The 1198-nt window shown below is 50.8% G+C and carries 1 protein-coding gene; it reads left to right on the forward strand.

Annotation, left to right across the window (positions count from 1 at the left end):
• The coding region (locus tag OH455_RS23165) for a transketolase-like TK C-terminal-containing protein (protein ID WP_333482733.1) at positions 1–1198 on the forward strand (1198 nt) is incomplete at both ends.

Below are 1198 nucleotides of genomic sequence, written 5' to 3' on the forward strand. Positions count from 1 at the left end.
TCTGGTTCACACGACTGTCACGGTGCCCCACTAGGCGCTGAAGAAATTGCAGCGACTCGCAAGCAACTTGGTTGGGAATTCGGTCCATTTGAAATTCCTGCTGACGTTTACGCTGAGTGGGATGCAAAAGAAGCAGGCGCAGCGAAAGAAGCAGCGTGGAATACGAAGTTTGACGCATACGCTGCAGCTTACCCTGCAGAAGCAGCAGAGCTTAAGCGTCGTCTAAACGGTGAGTTGCCAGCTGAGTGGGAAGAGAAAGCAACACAAATCATTGCTGACCTTCAGGCAAACCCTGCCAACATCGCATCACGTAAAGCGTCTCAAAACGCACTAGAAGCGTTTGGTCAAATGCTACCTGAATTCCTAGGTGGCTCTGCTGACCTTGCCCCTTCTAACCTAACCATGTGGTCTGGTTCTAAGTCTGTTTCAGCTGAAGACCCAGCAGGTAACTACATCCACTACGGTGTTCGTGAATTCGGTATGACGGCTATCATGAACGGTATCGCACTACACGGTGGTTTCGTACCATACGGCGCAACCTTCCTAATGTTCATGGAATACGCACGTAACGCAATGCGTATGGCGGCTCTGATGAAAGTTCAGAACATCCAAGTTTACACGCACGACTCTATCGGCCTTGGCGAAGACGGCCCAACTCACCAACCGGTTGAGCAAATGGCTTCTCTACGTCTAACGCCAAACATGAGCACATGGCGCCCATGTGACCAAGTGGAATCCGCAGTGGCTTGGAAACTGGCTATCCAACGTAAAGATGCACCGACTTCACTTATCTTCTCTCGTCAGAACCTTGCACAGCAAGAGCGTGATACTGAGCAAGTAGCGAACATTGCTAAGGGTGGTTACATCCTGAAAGATTGCGCAGGCAAGCCAGAGCTTATCCTTATTGCAACCGGCTCTGAAGTTGAGCTAGCAGTAAACGCTGCGGCTGAACTAACAGCTGAAGGCAAGCAAGTACGCGTTGTTTCAATGCCATCAACGGATGCATTCGACAAGCAAGATGCAGCTTACCGTGAAGCGGTTCTGCCATCTGACGTGACGGCACGTATCGCAGTTGAAGCGGGTATTGCTGACTTCTGGTACAAGTACGTTGGTTTCGACGGCCGTATCATCGGTATGACCACCTTCGGTGAATCTGCACCAGCAGGTGAGCTGTTCAAGATGTTCGGCTTCACCACTG

Source organism: Vibrio sp. T11.5 (genome assembly GCF_027587155.1).
Classification (GTDB): domain Bacteria; phylum Pseudomonadota; class Gammaproteobacteria; order Enterobacterales; family Vibrionaceae; genus Vibrio; species Vibrio neptunius.